Origin of the sequence: Citrobacter pasteurii, from assembly GCF_019047765.1 — a bacterium.
Lineage (GTDB): Bacteria > Pseudomonadota > Gammaproteobacteria > Enterobacterales > Enterobacteriaceae > Citrobacter > Citrobacter pasteurii.
Genome location: NZ_CP077262.1, coordinates 1,914,242 through 1,929,301 on the forward strand (window position 1 = coordinate 1,914,242; position 15,060 = coordinate 1,929,301).

At 55.6% G+C, this 15,060-nt stretch carries 14 protein-coding genes; 12 read left to right on the plus strand and 2 right to left on the minus strand.

What is annotated here, in order from left to right; genetic code table 11:
• The 10 genes from nuoE to nuoN all read left to right on the plus strand — a co-directional run bounded on the left by nuoE (position 1) and on the right by nuoN (position 12,121).
• On the plus strand, positions 1–501 hold the full coding sequence (nuoE, locus tag I6L54_RS09245; RefSeq protein ID WP_003028069.1) for an NADH-quinone oxidoreductase subunit NuoE: 501 nt from the start codon (positions 1–3) through the stop codon (positions 499–501).
• Positions 498–1,835 (plus strand): NADH-quinone oxidoreductase subunit NuoF, encoded by a 1,338-nt coding sequence (nuoF, locus tag I6L54_RS09250; protein WP_005129472.1) that lies wholly within the window; start codon positions 498–500, stop codon positions 1,833–1,835. The genes nuoE and nuoF overlap by 4 nt, the downstream gene beginning before the upstream one ends.
• 81 nt (positions 1,836–1,916) lie before the next feature.
• On the plus strand, positions 1,917–4,643 hold the full coding sequence (gene nuoG, locus I6L54_RS09255; protein ID WP_005129471.1) for an NADH-quinone oxidoreductase subunit NuoG: 2,727 nt from the start codon (positions 1,917–1,919) through the stop codon (positions 4,641–4,643).
• On the plus strand, positions 4,640–5,617 hold the full coding sequence (nuoH, locus tag I6L54_RS09260) for an NADH-quinone oxidoreductase subunit NuoH (RefSeq protein WP_003028063.1): 978 nt from the start codon (positions 4,640–4,642) through the stop codon (positions 5,615–5,617). Before nuoG ends, nuoH begins: the two co-directional genes overlap by 4 nt.
• 14 nt (positions 5,618–5,631) lie before the next feature.
• Positions 5,632–6,174 carry an NADH-quinone oxidoreductase subunit NuoI gene (nuoI, locus tag I6L54_RS09265; RefSeq protein WP_005129470.1) on the plus strand — a complete coding sequence of 181 codons (543 nt, stop codon included), beginning with the start codon at positions 5,632–5,634 and terminating at the stop codon, positions 6,172–6,174.
• 11 nt (positions 6,175–6,185) lie between these two features.
• Positions 6,186–6,740: an NADH-quinone oxidoreductase subunit J gene (gene nuoJ / locus I6L54_RS09270; RefSeq protein WP_003028059.1), complete on the plus strand. Its 555-nt coding sequence runs from the start codon at positions 6,186–6,188 to the stop codon at positions 6,738–6,740.
• Positions 6,737–7,039 carry an NADH-quinone oxidoreductase subunit NuoK gene (nuoK, locus tag I6L54_RS09275; RefSeq protein WP_000612644.1) on the plus strand — a complete coding sequence of 101 codons (303 nt, stop codon included), beginning with the start codon at positions 6,737–6,739 and terminating at the stop codon, positions 7,037–7,039. The genes nuoJ and nuoK overlap by 4 nt, the downstream gene beginning before the upstream one ends.
• A complete protein-coding gene (nuoL, locus tag I6L54_RS09280; protein WP_005129466.1) occupies positions 7,036–8,877 on the plus strand; it encodes an NADH-quinone oxidoreductase subunit L in 1,842 nt (613 codons plus the stop codon). The genes nuoK and nuoL overlap by 4 nt, the downstream gene beginning before the upstream one ends.
• A gap of 250 nt (positions 8,878–9,127) precedes the next feature.
• Positions 9,128–10,657, plus strand: a complete 1,530-nt coding sequence (gene nuoM, locus I6L54_RS09285; RefSeq protein WP_005129465.1) for an NADH-quinone oxidoreductase subunit M — start codon at positions 9,128–9,130, stop codon at positions 10,655–10,657.
• Positions 10,658–10,663: 6 nt separating this feature from the next.
• Positions 10,664–12,121, plus strand: a complete 1,458-nt coding sequence (gene nuoN / locus I6L54_RS09290; RefSeq protein ID WP_005129464.1) for an NADH-quinone oxidoreductase subunit NuoN — start codon at positions 10,664–10,666, stop codon at positions 12,119–12,121.
• 59 nt (positions 12,122–12,180) lie between these two features.
• Here nuoN and I6L54_RS09295 read toward each other — a convergent pair whose 3' ends face one another.
• Together I6L54_RS09295 and rbn are read right to left on the minus strand one after the other, a co-directional pair.
• Positions 12,181–13,185 (minus strand): chemotaxis protein, encoded by a 1,005-nt coding sequence (locus I6L54_RS09295; protein ID WP_005129463.1) that lies wholly within the window; start codon positions 13,183–13,185, stop codon positions 12,181–12,183.
• Positions 13,186–13,249: 64 nt separating this feature from the next.
• Entirely contained in the window at positions 13,250–14,167 is a 918-nt protein-coding gene (gene rbn / locus I6L54_RS09300; RefSeq protein ID WP_040230132.1) for a ribonuclease BN, read from the minus strand.
• 67 nt (positions 14,168–14,234) lie between these two features.
• Between rbn and I6L54_RS09305 the strand changes: the two genes are divergently transcribed.
• Positions 14,235–14,696: a GNAT family N-acetyltransferase gene (locus tag I6L54_RS09305; protein ID WP_005129453.1), complete on the plus strand. Its 462-nt coding sequence runs from the start codon at positions 14,235–14,237 to the stop codon at positions 14,694–14,696.
• A gap of 53 nt (positions 14,697–14,749) precedes the next feature.
• Complete coding sequence (gene elaB / locus I6L54_RS09310; RefSeq protein WP_005129450.1) at positions 14,750–15,055, plus strand: stress response protein ElaB; 306 nt, start codon at positions 14,750–14,752, stop codon at positions 15,053–15,055.
• Positions 15,056–15,060: the final 5 nt, after the last annotated feature.

Genomic DNA, 15,060 nt, shown 5'->3' on the forward strand with positions numbered 1-15,060 from the left:
ATGCACGAGAATCAACAACCACAAACCGAGGCTTTTGAGCTGAGTGCGGCTGAGCGTGAAGCGATTGAGCACGAGAAGCACCACTACGAAGACCCACGTGCGGCGTCCATTGAAGCGCTGAAAATCGTTCAGAAGCAGCGTGGCTGGGTGCCGGATGGGGCGATCTATGCGATCGCTGATGTGCTGGGGATCCCGGCAAGCGACGTCGAGGGTGTTGCGACATTCTACAGCCAGATCTTCCGCCAGCCGGTCGGTCGCCACGTGATCCGCTATTGCGACAGCGTCGTGTGCCATATCAATGGCTACCAGGGGATCCAGGCTGCGCTTGAGAAAAAACTCAACATCAAGCCGGGGCAGACGACCTTTGACGGTCGCTTTACGCTGCTGCCGACCTGTTGCCTGGGGAACTGCGACAAGGGGCCGAACATGATGATCGATGAAGATACTCATGCTCACCTGACCCCGGAAGGCATTCCCGAACTGCTGGAGCGGTATAAATGAAAGACATTATCCGTACTCCCGAAACACATCCGCTGACCTGGCGTCTGCGTGATGACAAACAGCCAGTCTGGCTGGACGAATACCGTAGCAAGAACGGTTATGAAGGTGCGCGTAAGGCCCTGACCGGGCTGTCACCGGATGAAATCGTCAACCAGGTAAAAGACGCTGGCCTGAAAGGGCGCGGCGGCGCGGGCTTTTCCACCGGTCTGAAGTGGAGCCTGATGCCGAAAGACGAATCCATGAACATCCGTTACCTGCTGTGTAACGCTGATGAAATGGAGCCGGGCACCTATAAAGACCGCCTGTTGATGGAACAGCTGCCGCACCTGCTGGTGGAAGGTATGTTGATCTCCGCGTTTGCGCTGAAAGCGTACCGTGGTTACATCTTCCTGCGCGGTGAGTATATCGAAGCGGCTGTGCATCTGCGCCGCGCGATTGCCGAAGCGACCGAAGCCGGTCTGCTTGGTAAAAACATCATGGGCACCGGTTTCGATTTCGAACTGTTCGTACACACCGGGGCAGGGCGTTACATCTGTGGTGAAGAAACTGCGCTGATTAACTCCCTCGAAGGTCGCCGTGCTAACCCGCGTTCCAAGCCGCCGTTCCCGGCAAGCTCTGGCGCATGGGGTAAACCGACCTGCGTTAACAACGTCGAAACCCTGTGTAACGTACCGGCTATCCTCGCAAACGGCGTGGAGTGGTACCAGAACATTTCGAAGAGCAAAGACGCAGGCACCAAACTGATGGGCTTCTCTGGTCGCGTGAAGAATCCGGGACTGTGGGAGCTGCCATTTGGCACTACCGCGCGTGAGATCCTCGAAGATTACGCGGGCGGCATGCGCGATGGCCTGAAGTTCAAAGCCTGGCAGCCTGGCGGCGCGGGGACTGACTTCCTGACTGAAGCACACCTCGACCTGCCGATGGAATTCGAAAGCATCGGTAAAGCGGGTAGCCGTCTGGGTACCGCGCTGGCGATGGCCGTCGACCACGAGATTGGCATGGTTGGGCTGGTGCGTAACCTGGAAGAGTTCTTTGCCCGCGAGTCCTGCGGCTGGTGTACGCCGTGCCGTGACGGTCTGCCGTGGAGTGTGAAAATTCTGCGCGCGCTGGAGCGTGGCGAAGGCCAGCCTGGGGATATCGAGACACTTGAGCAACTGTGTCGTTTCCTCGGCCCGGGTAAAACCTTCTGTGCGCACGCACCGGGCGCGGTGGAACCGCTGCAGAGCGCCATTAAATATTTCCGCGAAGAATTCGAAGCTGGCATCAAGCAGACCTTCAGCAATACCCACGCTATTGGTGGTATTCAGCCGAACCTGCTGAAAGAGCGCTGGTAATAGCAGGGTTAGCCCTGTGTCGCGATAAGAAATTCGATTAACGCTTGGTCACTGACCGAGCCAACTGGAAGCATGCTGACTATGGCTACGATTCATGTAGACGGCAAAGAATATGAGGTCAACGGAGCGGACAACCTGCTGGAAGCTTGTCTGTCTCTCGGCCTTGATATTCCGTACTTTTGCTGGCACCCGGCGCTGGGCAGCGTCGGTGCTTGCCGCCAGTGTGCGGTGAAGCAATATCAGAACGCGGAAGACACGCGTGGTCGCCTGGTGATGTCTTGTATGACACCGGCCACCGAAGGCACCTTTATTTCGATTGATGACGAAGAAGCGAAGCAGTTCCGCGAAAGTGTCGTCGAGTGGTTGATGACCAACCACCCGCACGACTGCCCGGTCTGCGAAGAGGGCGGTAACTGCCACCTTCAGGATATGACCGTCATGACCGGTCATAGCTTCCGTCGCTACCGCTTCACGAAGCGTACACACCGCAACCAGGACCTGGGGCCGTTCATCTCCCACGAAATGAACCGCTGCATCGCCTGCTATCGCTGCGTGCGTTACTACAAAGATTACGCCGATGGCACGGATCTGGGCGTCTATGGCGCACATGACAACGTCTATTTTGGTCGTCCGGAAGACGGTACGCTCGAGAGCGAATTTTCCGGTAACCTGGTAGAAATTTGTCCGACCGGCGTGTTTACCGACAAAACGCACTCCGAGCGTTATAACCGTAAATGGGATATGCAGTTTGCGCCGAGCATCTGCCAGCAGTGTTCCATTGGCTGTAACACCAGCCCGGGTGAGCGTTATGGCGAACTGCGTCGTATCGAAAACCGCTACAACGGTACCGTTAACCACTACTTCCTCTGCGACCGTGGTCGTTTTGGCTATGGTTACGTGAACCTGAAAGACCGTCCGCGTCAGCCGGTACAGCGCCGTGGCGATGACCTGATCACCCTCAACGCCGAACAGGCGATGCAGGGCGCGGCTGACATTCTGCGTCAGTCGAAGAAAGTGATCGGTATCGGTTCCCCACGCGCCAGCGTTGAGAGCAACTTCGCGCTGCGTGAACTGGTCGGTGCGGATAACTTCTATACCGGTATCGCCCAGGGTGAGCAGGAACGCCTGCAACTGGCGCTGAGCGTGCTGCGTGACGGTGGTATTCATACCCCGGCGCTGCGTGAAATCGAATCTTACGATGCAGTCCTGGTGCTGGGTGAAGATGTGACCCAGACCGGTGCGCGCGTTGCGCTGGCGGTGCGCCAGGCGGTGAAAGGTAAAGCTCGCGAAATGGCGGCGGCGCAGAAAGTGGCCGACTGGCAGATCGCGGCCATCCTTAACATCGGCCAGCGCGCCAAGCACCCGCTGTTTGTCACTAACGTCGATAACACCCGTCTGGACGACATCGCGGCATGGACCTACCGTGCACCGGTTGAAGATCAGGCGCGTTTAGGTTTCGCTATCGCCCATGCGCTGGATAACAACGCACCAGCGGTTGACGGCATCGACCGTGACCTGCAGAACAAAATTGACGTTATCGTTCAGGCCCTGGCCGGGGCGAAGAAACCACTGATTATTTCCGGTACCAATGCCGGTAGCGCCGAGGTGATTCAGGCTGCTGCCAACGTGGCGAAGGCGCTGAAGGGTCGTGGCGCAGACGTCGGCATCACCATGATTGCTCGCTCGGTCAACAGCATGGGCCTCGGCATGATGGGCGGTGGTTCCCTCGACGATGCGCTGACTGAACTGGAAACAGGTCGCGCTGACGCCGTTGTGGTGCTGGAAAATGACTTGCATCGCCATGCTTCAGCCGCCCGCGTTGATGCCGCGCTGGCGAAAGCGCCGCTGGTACTGGTTGTTGACCATCAGCGCACCGCGATTATGGAAAACGCCCATCTGGTGCTTTCCGCCGCAAGCTTCGCCGAAAGCGATGGTACGGTGATTAACAACGAAGGTCGCGCCCAGCGCTTCTTCCAGGTCTATGACCCGTCGTACTACGACAGCAACACCATCATGCTGGAAAGCTGGCGCTGGCTGCACTCGCTGCACAGCACCGTGCAGAGCCGTGAAGTGGACTGGACGCAGCTCGACCACGTTATCGACGCGGTCGTTGAGAAGCTGCCGCAACTGGCGGGTATTAAAGATGCCGCGCCGGACGCAAGCTTCCGTATCCGTGGACAGAAGCTGGCGCGTGAACCGCATCGCTACAGTGGGCGTACCGCAATGCGCGCCAACATCAGCGTACACGAACCACGTCAACCGCAGGACAAAGACACCATGTTCGCCTTCTCGATGGAAGGCAACAACCAGCCGTCTGCGCCGCGTTCACAAATTCCGTTTGCCTGGGCTCCGGGCTGGAACTCCCCACAGGCGTGGAACAAGTTCCAGGATGAAGTGGGCGGTAAACTGCGTCATGGCGATCCGGGCGTGCGTCTGATCGAAGCTTCTGCGGATGGTATGGATTACTTCACTACCGTTCCGGCGAGTTTCCAGGCTCAGGAAGGTCAGTGGCGTATCGCGCCTTACTATCACCTGTTTGGTAGTGATGAAATGTCCCAGCGTGCGCCGGTCTTCCAGACCCGTATGCCGCAGCCGTACATCAAGCTCAACCCGGCAGATGCCGCGAAGTTGGGTGTTAATGCCGGTACGCGCGTTTCTTTCAGCTACGATGGCAACACGGTCACGCTGCCGGTTGAAATCGCTGAAGGATTAACGGCAGGACAGGTTGGTTTGCCGATGGGCATGCCTGGCATCGCGCCGGTTCTGGCAGGTGCGCGTCTTGAGGATCTGCAGGAGGCACAACAATGAGTTGGATTACACCCGATCTGATTGAGATCCTGCTGAGCATCCTCAAAGCGGTGGTGATCCTGCTGGTGGTGGTCACCTGCGGGGCATTCATGAGCTTTGGCGAACGCCGTCTGCTGGGTCTGTTCCAGAACCGTTACGGACCGAACCGTGTTGGCTGGGGCGGTTCGCTCCAGCTGGTTGCGGACATGATCAAGATGTTCTTTAAAGAAGACTGGATCCCGAAATTCTCGGATCGCGTCATCTTTACCCTGGCACCGATGATCGCCTTCACCTCGCTGCTGCTGGCTTTCGCCATTGTACCGGTGAGTCCGAACTGGGTCGTTGCTGACCTGAACATCGGGATCCTGTTCTTCCTGATGATGGCAGGCCTCGCGGTCTACGCGGTGCTGTTCGCCGGTTGGTCGAGTAACAACAAATACTCGCTACTCGGTGCGATGCGTGCGTCTGCGCAGACCCTGAGCTACGAAGTGTTCCTCGGACTTTCCCTGATGGGCGTGGTGGCGCAGGCCGGTTCATTTAACATGACCGACATCGTCAATAACCAGGCTGATATCTGGAACGTTATTCCGCAGTTCTTTGGTTTTGTCACCTTTGCCATCGCGGGCGTGGCGGTGTGTCACCGTCACCCGTTTGACCAGCCAGAAGCCGAGCAGGAACTGGCCGACGGTTACCACATTGAATATTCCGGTATGAAATTCGGTCTGTTCTTCGTGGGTGAGTACATCGGTATCGTCACCATTTCCGCGCTGATGGTTACCCTGTTCTTCGGTGGCTGGCATGGCCCGTTCTTACCGCCATTCGTCTGGTTCGCGCTGAAAACCGCGTTCTTCATGATGATGTTCATTTTGATTCGTGCGTCGTTACCGCGTCCTCGTTATGACCAGGTAATGTCCTTCGGCTGGAAAGTCTGTCTGCCGCTGACGCTCGTCAACTTGCTGGTAACGGCGGCTGTCATTCTCTGGCAGGCGCAATAAGGGACACAAACACCATGACCTTAAAAGAATTGTTAGTAGGCTTCGGCACCCAGGTACGCAGTATCTGGATGATCGGCCTGCATGCGTTCGCGAAACGCGAAACGCAGATGTACCCGGAAGAGCCGGTCTATCTACCGCCCCGTTTTCGTGGTCGTATCGTTCTGACTCGTGATCCTGACGGTGAAGAACGCTGCGTTGCCTGTAACCTGTGTGCGGTAGCGTGTCCGGTAGGCTGTATCTCTTTGCAAAAAGCAGAGACCAAAGATGGCCGCTGGTATCCGGAGTTTTTCCGCATTAACTTCTCACGCTGCATTTTCTGCGGCCTGTGTGAAGAAGCCTGTCCGACAACGGCTATTCAGCTGACTCCAGATTTCGAGCTGGGTGAGTACAAGCGCCAGGACCTGGTTTACGAGAAAGAGGATCTGCTGATCTCCGGTCCGGGCAAATACCCGGAATATAACTTCTACCGGATGGCAGGTATGGCAATCGACGGCAAAGATAAGGGCGAAGCAGAGAACGAAGCCAAGCCTATCGACGTCAAGAGCCTGTTACCGTAAGGAGAGGGGCAATGGAGTTCGCTTTTTATATCTGTGGCCTGATAGCCATTCTCGCAACCTTGCGGGTGATCACCCACACCAATCCGGTACACGCACTGTTGTATCTGATTATTTCGCTGCTGGCGATTTCCGGGGTGTTCTTCTCGTTAGGCGCTTACTTCGCGGGTGCGCTGGAAATTATCGTCTACGCGGGCGCCATCATGGTGCTGTTCGTATTCGTGGTAATGATGCTCAACCTCGGTGGTTCTGAAATTGAACAGGAACGCCAGTGGCTGAAACCTCAGGTGTGGATTGGACCGGCGATTCTGTCGGCCATCATGCTGGTGGTCATTGTTTACGCCATTCTGGGCGTAAACGATCAGGGCATCGACGGGACGCCAATTAGCGCGAAAGCAGTCGGTATTTCCCTGTTCGGACCGTATGTACTGGCGGTTGAACTGGCTTCGATGCTGCTGCTGGCGGGTCTGGTTGTGGCCTTCCACGTGGGGCGCGAAGAGCGTTCAGGTGAAGTGCTGAGCAATCGCACCGATGACCGCGCGAAAAGAAAAACGGAGGAGCACGCATGATCCCCTTACAACATGGACTGATCCTCGCTGCGATTTTATTCGTCCTGGGTTTGACCGGTCTGGTTATCCGCCGCAATCTGCTGTTTATGCTGATCGGGCTGGAAATCATGATTAACGCCTCTGCGCTGGCCTTTGTGGTCGCCGGAAGCTACTGGGGCCAGACCGATGGTCAGGTGATGTACATTCTCGCCATCAGCCTTGCGGCTGCGGAAGCGAGCATTGGACTTGCGCTGTTGTTGCAACTTCATCGCCGTCGCCAGAACCTGAACATCGATTCAGTAAGTGAGATGCGTGGATGAACATGCTTGCCTTAACCATTATTCTGCCATTTATTGGCTTTGTATTACTGGCGTTCTCCCGCGGCCGTTGGTCAGAAAATCTGTCCGCGACCGTGGGTGTCGGGTCGATTGGCCTGGCGGCGCTGGTTACTGCGTTTGTTGGCGTTGACTTCTTTGCTAATGGCCAGCAGGCCTACAGCCAGCCGCTGTGGACGTGGATGTCCGTCGGTGATTTCAACATCGGTTTCAACCTGGTGCTGGACGGCTTGTCGCTGACCATGCTCTCCGTGGTAACCGGTGTCGGCTTCCTGATCCACATGTTCGCTTCCTGGTATATGCGCGGGGAAGAGGGTTACTCCCGCTTCTTCGCCTACACTAACCTGTTTATCGCCAGCATGGTGGTTCTGGTACTGGCGGATAACCTGCTGCTGATGTACCTCGGCTGGGAAGGCGTGGGTCTGTGCTCTTACTTACTGATCGGTTTCTATTACACCGATCCGAAGAATGGCGCAGCGGCAATGAAAGCTTTCGTGGTGACCCGTGTCGGTGACGTGTTCCTCGCCTTCGCACTGTTCATTCTCTACAACGAGCTGGGTACGCTGAACTTCCGCGAGATGGTGGAACTGGCACCTGCGCACTTTGCAGACGGCAACAACATGCTGATGTGGGCAACCCTGATGCTGCTGGGTGGTGCGGTCGGTAAATCCGCGCAGCTGCCGTTGCAAACATGGCTTGCTGATGCGATGGCAGGCCCAACGCCCGTCTCTGCGCTGATCCACGCTGCAACGATGGTTACCGCCGGTGTCTACCTGATTGCACGTACCCACGGCCTGTTCCTGATGACCCCAGAAATCCTGCACCTGGTGGGGATTATCGGGGCTATCACTCTGGTGCTGGCGGGTTTTGCTGCGCTGGTACAGACCGACATCAAACGCGTTCTTGCGTACTCCACCATGAGCCAGATTGGTTATATGTTCCTGGCTCTCGGTGTACAGGCGTGGGATGCGGCGATTTTCCACCTGATGACGCACGCCTTCTTTAAAGCGCTGCTGTTCCTGGCATCCGGCTCGGTTATCCTGGCCTGCCACCACGAACAGAACATCTTCAAGATGGGCGGCCTGCGTAAGTCTATTCCGCTGGTGTATCTCTGCTTCCTGATTGGTGGCGCAGCGTTGTCGGCTCTGCCGCTGATTACCGCTGGTTTCTTCAGTAAGGATGAGATTCTGGCCGGTGCAATGGCGAACGGTCATATCAATCTGATGGTTGCAGGTCTGGTCGGTGCGTTTATGACCTCTCTGTATACCTTCCGTATGATTTTCATCGTGTTCCACGGTAAAGAACAAATTCACGCTCACGCCGGGAAGGGGATTACCCATCATCTGCCGCTGATTGTGCTGATGATCCTGTCCACCTTCGTTGGCGCGCTGATTGTGCCGCCGCTTCATGGTGTACTGCCTTCGACGACCGAGCTTGAGCATGGTCGCGTTATGACGCTGGAAATTACCTCCGGTATCGTCGCGATTGCGGGTATCTTGATCGCAGCATGGCTGTGGCTGGGTAAACGCCAGCTTGTGACATCGATTGCCAACAGTGCGCCAGGCCGTCTGCTGGGTACCTGGTGGTATAACGCCTGGGGCTTCGACTGGCTGTACGACAAAGTGTTCGTCAAGCCGTTCCTTGGCATTGCATGGCTGCTGAAACGCGATCCGCTGAACGCAATGATGAACATTCCGGCGATCCTGTCCCGCTTTGCAGGTAAAGGCCTGCTGTTAAGCGAGAACGGCTATCTGCGTTGGTATGTGGCATCAATGAGCATCGGCGCCGTTGTTGTGCTGGCACTGTTGATGGTACTGCGTTGAGTTTGTTGGCTGGATGAACAACTGCCGGATGGCGCTGCGCTTATCCGGCCTACAAACCCAAAATAATTTTTAGAATTCGTTGAAAATCTGTTCCTGAAGTACAGGCGTCATCGGCGAAGTCAGACCGAATACCGCCAGCGCAGAGCAACCGGAGCGTACTGAAGTACGTGAGGATTGCGAGCACTGCCGGGATTTGGGCTGACGAGTGAGATAGCCTGAGCAGGAGTAAATATAAGGGACATACTTAGCTATGTTATTACCCTGGTTGATATTAATCCCCTTTATCGGTGGCTTCCTGTGCTGGCAGACCGAGCGCTTTGGCGTGAAGGTGCCGCGTTGGATCGCGCTGATTACCATGGGACTGACGCTGGCGCTTGGCCTGCAACTGTGGTTGCAGGGCGGCTATTCACTGACGCAATCCGCTGGCATTCCGCAGTGGCAGTCTGAGTTTATCCTGCCGTGGATCCCGCGTTTCGGCATCTCTATTCACTTAGCCATCGACGGTTTATCGCTGCTGATGGTGGTGCTGACCGGTCTGCTCGGTGTTCTGGCGGTACTCTGCTCCTGGAATGAAATCGAAAAATACCAGGGCTTCTTCCACCTGAACCTGATGTGGATCTTAGGCGGCGTTATCGGCGTGTTCCTTGCCATCGACATGTTCCTGTTCTTCTTCTTCTGGGAAATGATGTTGGTGCCGATGTACTTCCTGATCGCGTTGTGGGGGCATAAAGCCTCTGACGGTAAAACGCGTATCACGGCGGCGACCAAGTTCTTCATTTATACCCAGGCGAGTGGTCTGGTGATGTTGATTGCCATCCTGGCGCTGGTGTTTGTGCACTACAAAGCGACCGGCGTGTGGACCTTCAACTATGAAGAACTGCTGAATACCCCGATGTCCCACGGCGTGGAATACCTGCTGATGCTGGGCTTCTTCATCGCTTTTGCGGTGAAAATGCCGGTGGTTCCGCTGCACGGCTGGTTGCCGGATGCGCACTCCCAGGCACCGACCGCTGGTTCCGTTGACCTGGCGGGGATTCTGCTGAAAACCGCGGCCTACGGTCTGCTGCGTTTCTCTCTGCCGCTGTTCCCGAACGCGTCGGCGGAGTTTGCACCTATCGCTATGTGGCTTGGCGTAATCGGCATCTTCTACGGCGCGTGGATGGCCTTTAATCAGTACGATATCAAACGTCTGATTGCCTACACTTCCGTATCGCACATGGGCTTCGTGCTGATTGCTATCTACACCGGCAGCCAGCTGGCGTACCAGGGTGCGGTTATCCAGATGATCGCTCACGGTCTGTCCGCAGCCGGTCTGTTCATTCTGTGTGGTCAGCTGTACGAACGTCTGCACACGCGTGATATGCGTATGATGGGCGGCCTGTGGGGCAAAATGAAATGGTTGCCAGCGCTGTCGATGTTCTTCGCAGTGTGTACGCTGGGTATGCCGGGTACAGGTAACTTCGTTGGCGAATTTATGATTCTGTTCGGCAGCTACCAGGTGGTTCCGGTCATTACGGTGATCTCAACCTTTGGTCTGGTGTTTGCTTCTGTATACTCGCTGGCGATGCTGCATCGCGCTTACTTTGGTAAGGCGAAAAGCCAGATTGCCAGTGTTGAACTGCCAGGGATGTCGCTGCGTGAGCTGTTTATCATCCTGTTGCTGGTTGTGCTTCTGGTACTGCTTGGCTTCTATCCGCAGCCGATTCTGGATACCTCGCATTCTGCGATGAGCAACATCCAGCAGTGGTTTGTTAATTCCGTTACTACTACAAGGCCGTAAATCGCCATGACAATAACTCCACAACACCTGATTGCGCTGCTACCGCTGCTGATCGTCGGCTTGACGGTGGTGGTTGTGATGCTCTCCATTGCGTGGCGACGCAATCACTTCCTCAATGCCACGCTGTCGGTCATTGGGCTTAACGCCGCGCTGGTTTCGCTCTGGTTTGTTGGCCAGGCGGGCGCCATGGACGTCACCCCGCTGATGCGGGTTGACGGTTTCGCCATGCTCTACACCGGGCTGGTGCTGTTGGCGAGTCTTGCCACCTGTACCTTCGCTTACCCGTGGCTGGAAGGCTACGATGACAACCGGGAAGAGTTCTACCTGCTGGTACTGATTGCCGCGCTCGGCGGTATTCTGCTGGCTAACGCTAACCATCTGGCGGCGTTGTTCCTCGGTATCGAACTGATCTCTCTGCCGCTGTTTGGCCTGGTTGGCTATGCGTTCCGTCAGAAGCGTTCGCTGGAAGCCAGTATCAAATACACCATCCTGTCTGCCGCAGCGTCTTCCTTCCTGCTGTTCGGTATGGCGCTGGTGTACGCGCAGTCCGGCAACCTGTCGTTCATTGCGCTTGGTAAGAGCCTCGGTGACGGCATGCTGAGCGAACCGCTGCTGCTGGCGGGCTTTGGTCTGATGATTGTTGGCCTCGGCTTCAAACTTTCACTGGTTCCGTTCCATCTGTGGACGCCAGACGTCTACCAGGGCGCTCCGGCTCCGGTTTCCACCTTCCTGGCGACGGCGAGTAAAATCGCTATCTTCGGCGTGGTGATGCGTCTGTTCCTGTACGCGCCGGTCGGTGACAGCGAAGCAGTACGTATCGTACTGGGCGTGATTGCCTTTGCGTCCATCATCTTCGGTAACCTGATGGCGCTGAGCCAGACCAACATCAAACGTCTGCTCGGCTACTCCTCCATCTCTCACCTCGGTTACCTGCTGGTGGCACTGATTGCCCTGCAGAGCGGTGAGATGTCGATGGAAGCCGTTGGCGTTTATCTGGCTGGTTATCTGTTCAGCAGCCTCGGCGCGTTCGGTGTGGTCAGCCTGATGTCCAGCCCGTACCGTGGTCCGGATGCAGATTCTCTGTTCTCTTACCGTGGTCTGTTCTGGCATCGTCCGATCCTCGCTGCGGTGATGACGGTGATGATGCTGTCTCTGGCGGGTATCCCGATGACGCTGGGCTTTATCGGTAAGTTCTACGTACTGGCGGTCGGTGTGCAGGCTAACCTGTGGTGGCTGGTTGCCGCCGTGGTGGTCGGTTCGGCGATTGGTTTGTACTACTACCTGCGCGTTGCCGTGAGCCTGTACCTGAGCGCACCGCAGCAACTGAACCGCGATGCGCCATCCAACTGGCAGTACAGCGCGGGCGGTATCGTGGTGCTGATTTCTGCCCTGCTGGTACTGGTGCTGGGTATCTACCCGCAACCGCTGATCAGCATCGTGCAGTTAGCGGCTCCGCTGATGTAAGGCTAAATGCAATAACGAAAAAACCCGCCTCGGCGGGTTTTTTTATGCGTGAAAGATAGTTAGTTCAAAAGCTGCCTGCTCACCAGTGGACCGCTGATGCCTTTCGCTGTGCGATCCATCACTTCCTGGATTACTGAAGAAAGCTCATTGACTTCGAATTTGGCCACATAGCCATCGGCTTTCACCCGGCGGACGTGATCTTCATTAGCGCTACCGGAAAGCGAGGAGTGAATCACGACCGGGATCTTCTTCAGGCGTTCGTCGGTTTTTATCTTACGGGTCAGCGTAAAACCATCCATCTCCGGCATTTCCAGGTCGGTGAGCACCAGGGCAATCTTTTCGCTGATTGGCTTACCTTCCGCTTCCGCTTCTTCAGATAGCTGTTGAATTTTTTCCCACGCATCCTGGCCCGTCACATGCATCAGGTGTGGGATCTCCATGGCGTTGAGCCCTTTTTCCAGCATCGCGCGAGCCACTTTGGAGTCATCTGCCACTATCGCCACCGCACCTGGCGTGATGTTGAACTTATTGGTTTTCAGATCAGTTGCGCGCAGATCGTGGTTCGACGGTACGATGTCGTACAGAATTTGCTCAACGTCGAGCACCAGCGCCAGGTTGTTGGTCTCTTTGTTGTCGTCCAGACAGGCGATACTGGTAATGTAGCGGCCATTGACGGCTTTCTCGGCGGTATGCACCTGTTGCCAGTCGAGGCGCATAATGTTCTCTACTGACTCCACCGCAAACGCCTGGACGCTGCGGGCGTACTCTGTGATCAACAGGATGTTGAGTCCGGTCTCTGGCTTACAGCCTGCGACGGCAGGCAGGTCAATCACCGGTATCACCTGATCGCGAATGTTAACCATCCCTAAAAGCGGTGCCTTCATGCCTGCCGGACGCGTGAAGGTCGGCATCGGTACGATTTCACGCAGTTTGAATACGTTGATGCCAAACAGCTCTGATTTCTGCTCCTCAACGGATTTGCCAAGGCGAAACAGCAGCAGCTCAAAGCGGTTCGACAAGGTTAAATTGGTCCTGTCATCAATATCTTTCTGAAAATTGTTCATCCTGTCCTCAGTGTGAAAGCCAGCCTTTCCACTGTTATCGGCATTGAGGCGGAAAAATAAAGCGCTAAACGGTGAAAATGGCGAAATCGTGAGCCAGTTCCGTGTCTGGAAAAATCGCTCTGCACTCTTCAAGTAACCGCTGGCAGCCTTTTGCATCGTAGCGTGAGCTGACGTGGGTCATGATGAGTCTGCCCACACCGGCGTCCAGTGCCAGCTGTGCGGCCTGCCGGGTGGAGCTATGCCCGCGGCTGTTGGCTTTTTCCTCCATTGAGGCGTCCAGCGTGGTTTCATGTACCATCACGTCCACCCCTTTTGCCAGTTCGATAGCGCTCGCACAGGGCCCGGTATCACCGAAAATTGCCACGGATTTTCCTCGGGTTGCCGGGGAGAGAAAATCGGCGCCGTTAATCGCGCGACCATCCTCCAGCACGATGGTTTTCCCGGCTTTCAAATCCTGGAACCACGGGCCCGCTTTAACGCCTGCCGCCTTCAGGGCGCTGGCATTAAGCGCCCCCGGCTTGTCGTGTTCTTCAACACGAAAACCGTAGCACTCCAGCGGATGTTCCAGTCGAAACGCGGTCACTTTGCGCAGGCCGTCATCCACAACATCACCGGCGGTGATTTCCACAATTTCCAGTGGATAATCGGTCCAGGAACCGCTCAGTCGCAGGGCTGTTTCGGTAAATTCCCGTAATCCTTTCGGCCCATAAAGCGTCAACGGCTGGACGTTTCCGGCCATTGAACGACTGCACAGCAGCCCCGGTAAACCAAACAGGTGATCGCCATGCAGATGACTGATAAAAATACGATCAAGTTTGCCTGGGTTGAACGGGGAGCTAAGCATTTGATGCTGCGTCCCTTCGCCGCAATCAAAAAGCCACAAACCTGCCTGAGTCGGGTGTTGCAGATTCAGTAATATTGCCGTTACATTGCGAGAACGTGTGGGAACTCCCGCAGACGTACCTAAAAATAGTAATTCCATCTTTACGTTACACTTTTCGCCATCAATGAGGCAGGGTGTTCAGGTTATCACAACAAAGGGGCAGACAATGATCCACTGGCAAGATCTCCATCATGCAAAGCTGAGTGTTCAGGAGCTGTATGCCATTCTTCAGCTTCGCTGCGCAGTATTCGTTGTTGAGCAACAATGTCCGTATCAGGACGTGGATGGCGACGACTTAGTCGGCGAGAACCGTCACATTCTGGGATGGCATAATGATGAACTGGTGGCGTATGCGAGGATTCTGAAAAGTGACGATGATCTGGAGCCGGTAGTAATTGGCCGGGTGATTGTAAGCGAAGCGCTACGCGGCGAAAAATTGGGGCAGCAGTTAATGATGCAAACGCTGGCATCCTGTGCGCAGCATTGGCCGCATAAGGCGTTATACCTGGGGGCTCAGGCGCATCTGCAATCGTTCTATGCGAGATTTGGTTTTGTTCCCGTCACGGAGATCTATGACGAAGACGGTATTCCACACATCGGCATGGCGCGTGAGGGGCATCAAGCGTAAACAGCACCTGTCGTCTATAGTTAGCGGATACGTCAATAGAAAGGGAGAATAAAATGTCTTTTCATTCTTACGAATCACGTATTGATGACGATCTGGAATTGTTGAGTGAAACGCTGGAAGAAGTGTTACGTTCTTCCGGCGATCCTGCCGACCAGAAGTACCTTGAGTTGAAAGCGCGGGCTGAGCAGGCGTTAGAAGAGGTGAGAAATCGCGTTAGTCACGCCTCTGACAGTTACTATTATCGTGCAAAGCAGGCTGTTTGCCGGGCAGATGACTATGTACACGAAAAACCCTGGCGTGGGATCGGCGTGGGGGCGACAGTCGGTTTAGTGATGGGATTATTGCTGGCACGGCGATAAATATA

Excerpts from the sequence above, each read along its gene's own strand:
- nuoE (WP_003028069.1), top strand. The coding sequence starts at position 1 with ATGCACGAGAATCAACAACCACAAACCGAGGCTTTTGAGCTGAGTGCG.
- nuoF (WP_005129472.1), top strand. The coding sequence starts at position 498 with ATGAAAGACATTATCCGTACTCCCGAAACACATCCGCTGACCTGGCGT.
- nuoG (WP_005129471.1), top strand. The coding sequence starts at position 1,917 with ATGGCTACGATTCATGTAGACGGCAAAGAATATGAGGTCAACGGAGCG.
- nuoH (WP_003028063.1), top strand. The coding sequence starts at position 4,640 with ATGAGTTGGATTACACCCGATCTGATTGAGATCCTGCTGAGCATCCTC.
- nuoI (WP_005129470.1), top strand. The coding sequence starts at position 5,632 with ATGACCTTAAAAGAATTGTTAGTAGGCTTCGGCACCCAGGTACGCAGT.
- nuoJ (WP_003028059.1), top strand. The coding sequence starts at position 6,186 with ATGGAGTTCGCTTTTTATATCTGTGGCCTGATAGCCATTCTCGCAACC.
- nuoK (WP_000612644.1), top strand. The coding sequence starts at position 6,737 with ATGATCCCCTTACAACATGGACTGATCCTCGCTGCGATTTTATTCGTC.
- nuoL (WP_005129466.1), top strand. The coding sequence starts at position 7,036 with ATGAACATGCTTGCCTTAACCATTATTCTGCCATTTATTGGCTTTGTA.
- nuoM (WP_005129465.1), top strand. The coding sequence starts at position 9,128 with ATGTTATTACCCTGGTTGATATTAATCCCCTTTATCGGTGGCTTCCTG.
- nuoN (WP_005129464.1), top strand. The coding sequence starts at position 10,664 with ATGACAATAACTCCACAACACCTGATTGCGCTGCTACCGCTGCTGATC.
- I6L54_RS09295 (WP_005129463.1), bottom strand. The coding sequence starts at position 13,185 with ATGAACAATTTTCAGAAAGATATTGATGACAGGACCAATTTAACCTTG.
- rbn (WP_040230132.1), bottom strand. The coding sequence starts at position 14,167 with ATGGAATTACTATTTTTAGGTACGTCTGCGGGAGTTCCCACACGTTCT.
- I6L54_RS09305 (WP_005129453.1), top strand. The coding sequence starts at position 14,235 with ATGATCCACTGGCAAGATCTCCATCATGCAAAGCTGAGTGTTCAGGAG.
- elaB (WP_005129450.1), top strand. The coding sequence starts at position 14,750 with ATGTCTTTTCATTCTTACGAATCACGTATTGATGACGATCTGGAATTG.